The organism is Fluviicola sp. (assembly GCF_030151805.1).
Lineage (GTDB): Bacteria > Bacteroidota > Bacteroidia > Flavobacteriales_D > Crocinitomicaceae > Fluviicola.
Map to the genome: position 1 here is coordinate 1 of NZ_JASLCN010000081.1, position 6955 is coordinate 6955.

At 41.7% G+C, this 6955-nt stretch carries 6 protein-coding genes; 3 read left to right on the forward strand and 3 right to left on the reverse strand.

Annotated elements, in window-relative coordinates; all coding sequences use genetic code 11:
• The coding region (locus Q1V93_RS03210; RefSeq protein ID WP_300661361.1) for an FAD-dependent oxidoreductase at positions 1-1260 on the forward strand (1260 nt) is incomplete at its 5' end.
• On the forward strand, positions 1250-2317 hold the full coding sequence (locus tag Q1V93_RS03215; protein WP_300661364.1) for a hypothetical protein: 1068 nt from the start codon (positions 1250-1252) through the stop codon (positions 2315-2317). The genes Q1V93_RS03210 and Q1V93_RS03215, both read left to right, overlap by 11 nt.
• Positions 2318-2321: 4 nt before the next feature.
• Here Q1V93_RS03215 and Q1V93_RS03220 read toward each other — a convergent pair whose 3' ends face one another.
• The 3 genes from Q1V93_RS03220 to prmC form a co-directional block, all read right to left on the reverse strand.
• The gene (locus tag Q1V93_RS03220) at positions 2322-4007 is read right to left on the reverse strand and encodes a pseudouridine synthase (RefSeq protein ID WP_300661367.1); all 1686 of its coding nucleotides are present in this window, start codon (positions 4005-4007) and stop codon (positions 2322-2324) included.
• A 334-nt stretch (positions 4008-4341) separates the two neighbouring features.
• Positions 4342-4776 (reverse strand): (4Fe-4S)-binding protein, encoded by a 435-nt coding sequence (locus Q1V93_RS03225; protein WP_300661370.1) that lies wholly within the window; start codon positions 4774-4776, stop codon positions 4342-4344.
• A gap of 49 nt (positions 4777-4825) precedes the next feature.
• On the reverse strand, positions 4826-5677 hold the full coding sequence (prmC, locus tag Q1V93_RS03230) for a peptide chain release factor N(5)-glutamine methyltransferase (protein WP_300661373.1): 852 nt from the start codon (positions 5675-5677) through the stop codon (positions 4826-4828).
• Positions 5678-5889: 212 nt separating this feature from the next.
• On the opposite strand from prmC, the gene Q1V93_RS03235 reads away from it, so the two are divergent.
• Complete coding sequence (locus Q1V93_RS03235; RefSeq protein WP_300661376.1) at positions 5890-6759, forward strand: LysM peptidoglycan-binding domain-containing protein; 870 nt, start codon at positions 5890-5892, stop codon at positions 6757-6759.
• Positions 6760-6955 lie beyond the last annotated feature (196 nt).

The window sequence follows — 6955 nt, forward strand, 5'->3', positions numbered from 1 at the left end:
TTGTCATTAGCAAATCCCGGTAATGAACCATTGATCTCTTTTTTGAAGGAGCTCAAATTGATTGAAAAAGAAGAAAACGGCCTGCAATTCTACAACGAGGATTTTCTGTGCCATGCACCGGATGAGCGACTATTGTATAAAGGTGTTTTTCACGAAGGGCTTGTTCCTGAATACGGTCTCAGCAAAGAAGCACACGCCGAAATCACTCGTTTTTTCAAAGAAATGCGTGAGCTGAAAGCGGCCAAAAGCGAAAACGGAATTGACCTGTTCAATATTCCAATTTCCCAGGCCGAAATCACGAAAGAGGTCGCTTATCTTGATACGATTACATTCAAAGAATACCTGGCTGAAAACAAATATGAATCGGAAGAACTGCTTTGGTTCCTGGATTATTGCTGCCGCGATGATTTTGGTGCAGGTTACGACAAAGTCTCTGCTTGGGCGGGAATTCATTATTTCGCCGGAAGAAAAGCAACTCCGGGAAATACGGATCCGACAACTGTTCTCACCTGGTCGGAAGGAAACGGGTACCTGGCCAATAAACTGGAACAATCCATTCAACAGCAAGTCCGGAAAAACATGCTGGTTTATTCCGTCGAAGAGCAGGAAGATCAGGTACTCATTCAGGCAATTGATCTGCAAGCCAAAAAGAAAATCCAGGTTTCAGCCGGAAAATGCATTGTTTCCGCACCTTCTTATGTAAGTAAACACCTGCTGAAATCTCCTTTTTGGCCGAAAAGTTATTTTGAAGGAATCAAACACAATCCCTGGCTGATCGGAATTGTTGTTCTCAATCAGATTCCGGAAGGAAACGGAACTCCGCTTGCCTGGGACAACGTGAAATTCGGAACCAAAGGTTTGGGATATGTTTCAGACCGGCATCAGGAATTCTCACCGATCAGGGACAAACATGTAATCAGTGTTTACCTGGCTTTGGATAAAGCAGATGAACAAGCTGAACGGCAGCGCTTGTTTCAAATGACGGAAGAAGAAATGTGTGGTCTTGTTATTTCGGAATTAACGTCGATGCATCCCGATATTGAGCAACTTGTTGAAAGCATCAGTTTTCAGCGCTGGGGACACGGAATGGTAACTCCTTATCCGGGAGCTCTCGCCAAATACCAGGAATACCAACAGCTTAAAAAAGCTGCCAAACGAGTACATCTGGCTCACACCGATTATTCTTCCTACTCCGTCTTTGAGGAAGGATTTGATCTCGGACGATTAGCCGCAACAGCAATTTTAAATTATGAAGCCTAAAATTTGGATTAAATCCGCAGCTTTTGATTTGTCGTGGTTTATTGCTCCGATGGCAATACCTCCGCTGATTGTTTTCTTTCTTCCGGAGCATTTTACGCACCAGCAGAAAACAGAGATTTTTCCCTGGTCCTGGATTCTGATTGTGCTATCAATTGATGTGGCGCACGTCTACACAACTGTTTACAAAACATATTTTAAACCGAGCGCTTACAAAGTTCATAAACTCAAACTTTTAGCTGTTCCTTTTTTGGTCTGGGTGGTCGGAGTTTTTGTTTATTCCGTAAGCAATAAACTCTTCTGGTCGCTTTTAGCCTATTTTGCAGTATTTCATTTTATACGCCAGCAATATGGTTTTTTCAGACTTTACTCCAAAAAAGAAACGGTTCACAAATGGCGCAAACGGGTTCTTTCCATTACAATTTATGCGGTCACAATCATTCCGATTCTGATCTGGCATGTGCGCGGACAACAAAATTTCAATTGGATGACAGCCGGCGATTTTTGGTATATCAATTTACCAAAAGCCGAACCTTTCCTGAACGGATTGATGCTGATCATTTTAGCACTTTACCTGCTCGTTGAATGGAAAGAAAAACAAGATTCCGGTTATTTGAATACGCCCCGGATACTTTTAACTCTCGCAACTTGTTTTTCTTACTATGTCAGCATTGTTCTCACCAATAATGACTTCATCTTCTCCTTAGTCAATGTGGTAGGTCACGGAATTCCATACCTTGCTCTTGTTCATTACAGCGAGAAAAAGGAACTGAATGAAGATTCTCCTACCCTGCTGAAGATTGTCTTATCGAAATGGGGCTGGATTCTCTTTTATGTAATTGTTTTTGCTTTCGCTTATTTTGAAGAAACGCTTTGGGATGTATTTATCTGGCGGGAAAATACGATTCCTTTCGGTTGGTTGTACAGCACTTTCAAACAATTGAATGACGATCAGATCATCAGTCTTTTCATTCCGTTACTCATTATGCCGCAGGTTGTACATTACATTTTGGATGGATATATCTGGAGAAAAAAGGATTACCAGATTTTACAGCAGTAATTTATCAGAAATCCGCGTCCACTTTGATCTTCACCGTTTCTTTCGTAACCGGGTGCAGGAATTGCAGAAATTGGGCGTGTAAGTGAAGTCTTGTATCCCTGTTTCCATACAAATCGTCTCCCAGAATCGGGGAATTCAGTCCTAAGGAATGTGCGGCATGAACTCTCAATTGATGCGTGCGGCCTGTAATCGGGTAAAAGTATACCAGCGTTTGGTTTTCTCTTCTCTCAACGACTTCCCATTTGGTGACTGCTCTTTTTCCGTGTTCATTACAAACCAATTGTCTGGGACGGTCTTCCAGGTCCACTCTCAAAGGCAACTCAATCATCCCTGAGTCTTCCATAATCAAACCTTCCAATAAAGCCACATAACGCTTCTGAACCTTTCGTTTGATGAATTGTTTCTGAAGATGAAAATGTACTGCTTTGTCTTTCGCCAAAACCAGGATTCCGGAAGTGGACATGTCCAAACGATGAACAATCAACGGACCTGTTGCTTCCGGATATTTCGCTTTCATTCTCGTATAAACGGAATCTTCGATGTTTTTCCCCGGAACGGATAAAAATTCAGCCGGCTTGTTTACCACTACCAGGAAATCGTCTTCAAAAATGATTTCCAATTCTTTGTTTTCCGCCGGATTTTGCAGCATCGGGTTATCATCCATTGCAATTCCTTCCAGCATATGTCCCAAAATCGGCTCACATTTCCCTCTGCAAGCCGGGTAAACCTGTTTGTGAACCCTGACTTCCGATTTCGGGGAAGCTCCCCACCAGAATTCGCCCAGGCAAAGTGGTTTTAAATCGTGTTCGAAGGCAAATTCCAATAATTTCGGAGCGGCACATTCTCCTGCTCCTGCCGGTGGTTTGTGGTCGATTGTATTTTGAAAGATGCTTTGCAGGCTTCTTTTTTCTTTCCGCGAATTCAGAAAGTAGTACGAATCAAAAATGTCTTTCTGAAGTGTATTCGACATGTTCTTCCGCTTTTCTTTCAGATCTTCCAACTGCTTGTCGAAAACAGCCAGTTCCGTTCTTAGCGCCTGGATTTTCGTTTTATTGGAATCATTGAAATCTTTCAGAAAATACTGCTCTTTGATGGACTGCTTTCTCAGCTCTTCCAAAAGAATTTCCAACTCTTCTGCATTCAGTTCCAACTGTGCTTGTTCGCGGATTCGTTTCCGGTCTTCCTTTCCCTGTTTAATTTCTTTCTTATGCTTTTGAAGTTCAGCCGTATAACGCAATTCTGCTTCTACCAGGTCTGATTTTGCTTTCCGGTAATTTTCATCTTTTTCCAATTCGGAAATCATCACCGTCACATCATTGATCAACACTTCCTCTTTTCTGAAAAAGCCCTGGGAATCCAGCAAATCAAATACCGGAGGAACAAAATAAGCATGATCATTCGAATCGGCCAATTTTCCTGAAAATGCTGCCAGAAACCCCAGTTCTCCATGTTTATTTTCCACTACCAGAATACCAAACATTTTTCCAATCACGAGACCTTCCTGCTCTTCCTTCAACCCGAAATTATGATCCCAGTCTGTTTGATTCTCTAAATATTCCTGGAGTTGCTTCATCGCAATCCGGGCTAACTCATGAGGTTCATAATAAAAGGGGAACGTGAATTTTCCCGGTCGGGAAATATGAGACACGTCTGAATGAAAGGAAATGAATTTTGAATCTGCTGCTGACATGCCGTTTTAGAACTGAAGTGCAAAGGTAAGAAAAAGCGCAGCTTTTGAAGACTGAGTTGCAACAAACGTTCGTGCGGCAGTAACGAAGGAGAAGCGCAGCTTTTATGAGACTGAATTGCAATCCGTCAGTTGACGGATTAATGCGAAACCAGAAAAACACATTAAAAACCGGCGTAATTCCGCAATATTACGTCCAGGAAATTGAGGGTTATAAAACCTGATTTTCAAGAAAAGTCCCTATCTGTCAAGGAAAAACATCATACCGAATCAAAACGAAAAATACCATATCGGACGTAATATTGCGGAATTACCTCCGGACAGAAAACACCTTCTATCAATCCGAAAAATTAATCTTCACATGCGTCCCGTCACAATACGGCTTATTCGAAGAAGCCCCGCACCTGCAAAACGCCGTCACTTTCGAAATCTTCTGCTCTTCCATTCCCGCATGTTTCACCGTGATATTTCCATAAACCATCAAAGGACCATTCGGTAATGTTTCCACCACATGAGACACATCGACTTCCGCTTGCTGACTTTCTTTCAACAAATAACTCAAAGCTCCGCTCGGACATTTATCTACCTGATTTTTGATTTCCTCCGTTGTCGCTCCGTCTACCTTAATCCATGGTTTTGTATTTGGCTGAAACACATTGGGCAAACCCGTTGCTTTTTTCCAGCAAACAGTAGAATGAATACAACTCTCAGGCTTCCACAAAACAGTTATTTCACCATTTGAATACTCTTTGATAATTGGTTTATCTGACATGCTTTTACTCCTTTTTAACTTTCTGAAAGATACAAATTCAACAAATAAATCACACACTCCATTGAGCTTTCAGCATCCGCTGTTTTCCCTGCAGATCTTTTCTGATTTCCACAGAAGAGAATCCCAATTGTTCAACCATTTCCGTTGTTTCCGAGGCATAATTTTCGTGCAATTCAAAAAACAGTAATCCATCTTTCAACAAAGCCTTCGAAGCATAATTTGCAATCGTTCTGTAAAACAAAAGCGGATCATCATTCGGAACAAACAACGCCAGATCCGGTTCAAATTCCGTTACGTTCAAATGCATTTCTTCCTTTTCTTTCCAGGGAATATATGGTGGATTCGAAACAATCACATCTACCTTCTGCTCCGGAAACGGATTCAATGCATCCTTCCTTGAAAATCGTACTTCCAGGTTCAATTCCCCTGCATTGCATTGCGAAATATCCAGTGCCTCCTCCGAAATGTCATATCCTGATACTTCAGCATTTTTGTGCCGGTTTTTAAGCGCCAATGCAATACAGCCTGAACCGGTACACCAATCTTCTATTTTCAGGTTGGTTCTACTCTGTATCTTTTCATCTATCCAAACCACCAATTCTTCGGTTTCCGGACGCGGAATCAAAACTCCGGGCGCAACCTGTATTTTCAGATCATCGAAATACGTGAAACCGACCACATATTGATAAGGTTCCCCCATTTTTAAACGGGATAAAATGTCAGTCAATTGCGCCAATTGACTTTCTGAAAGATCAATTTCACGGGAAATGAGCAGTGTAGAACGATTAAAACTGAAAACATCTTCGAGCGCAAGCAGCAAGATATTCCGGGCTTCTCTTTCGGAATAAACCGCTTTTAACTGGTCGCACCAGGTTGCGCTGAGTTCTTTGAAATCCTGCATGGCCCGAAATTAGGAAAAATGAACGCATCACTCTCCTTTTCCGAAAAAAACACACCCATTCCGGTCGTTTAATCCCCCATTTAACAGAATTTATAGGGTTTATTCGTCCATTCGGCTATCTTTTTTTTAATTATCAATGTAACTTGTTAAATTTAGGCGCATTAATATAGAAATAAACAATCGTGACGGGTATCAAATTCATTTTCCTCAGTATGCTTATCAGCAGTCAAACGCTTTACGCGCAATCGGATAACGAACCGGAAATTGAAGCTCCAGATTCCATTGTTCTTATTACTCCATCAAAAAAAGTACTCGAAGTTCCTGCGTTTGAGAAATTCAATCCGGATACGATCCAATTGGGAGAAAACGATCAGATCATTTCAGATTCATATACAGCACTCGGACAACCCTATGTTTATGATGCCCTGCATTCCTTCAATCGCAGAAGAATGGACAATTTCGGCGGTTATTTAAATGATAAGATCAATGCCGGATTAGCGGAAGTTCGCAGCAAAGGATTCAATTCCGATTTAAAGAAATTATACATTCAGATCGATCCCTCCACTTTAACTGTTTATTGGTCTGCGGTTGTTGGCCCTAGTTTAGACGGAAGATGCTATATGCATGTCGACAGTCGTGGTTCGGCAGGCGGTGGATTACCTGCAGTTCAAAAACAATGTCCGCGGATGCACCGTTTGCATTCAACAATGATCCCCGTTAAATTACTGGAATTCAACGATAACGTTTTACAATGTTATGACTGGCACGGAACGAAACTGGATTCGGTAACAAGCCGAATAAACATTCAGCAGCATTTTTACAAATACTACGATCCACAAATCGGAAGTACTGTGACGCTTGCTGAAGTAGCACAAAAAGACGCTGAAATGATGTTCGTATTGGCGAGCACACCAACTAAAGCTGCTCCCGCTGTGCGTTATAAAAGATACACAGTGAAACAGGGAGATACCTTGTCACAAATCGCTCAAAAGTTTCACACAACTCCTACCCGGATCAAAAACGCGAATAACTTACGTTCTTACCTGATTCGTGTCGGGCAAAGCCTGAAAATTCCCGGTTAAAACAGGTTGAACTCGATTCATAAGCATTGTACGAAAATGCGGGAATCGAATCTGCGCGTTTTTCAGCGTAATCGTTCGACCAGGCTCATACCAATAGTTATCACTATCACCTAAACTCTCAGACAAGTCCATTCTTAATAAAAAAGACTGGCCCATTACAGACCAGTCATTCCATACTTTTTACAAATAACTGTTT

Excerpts from the sequence above, each read along its gene's own strand:
- Q1V93_RS03215 (WP_300661364.1), top strand. The coding sequence starts at position 1,250 with ATGAAGCCTAAAATTTGGATTAAATCCGCAGCTTTTGATTTGTCGTGG.
- Q1V93_RS03220 (WP_300661367.1), bottom strand. The coding sequence starts at position 4,007 with ATGTCAGCAGCAGATTCAAAATTCATTTCCTTTCATTCAGACGTGTCT.
- Q1V93_RS03225 (WP_300661370.1), bottom strand. The coding sequence starts at position 4,776 with ATGTCAGATAAACCAATTATCAAAGAGTATTCAAATGGTGAAATAACT.
- prmC (WP_300661373.1), bottom strand. The coding sequence starts at position 5,677 with ATGCAGGATTTCAAAGAACTCAGCGCAACCTGGTGCGACCAGTTAAAA.
- Q1V93_RS03235 (WP_300661376.1), top strand. The coding sequence starts at position 5,890 with ATGCTTATCAGCAGTCAAACGCTTTACGCGCAATCGGATAACGAACCG.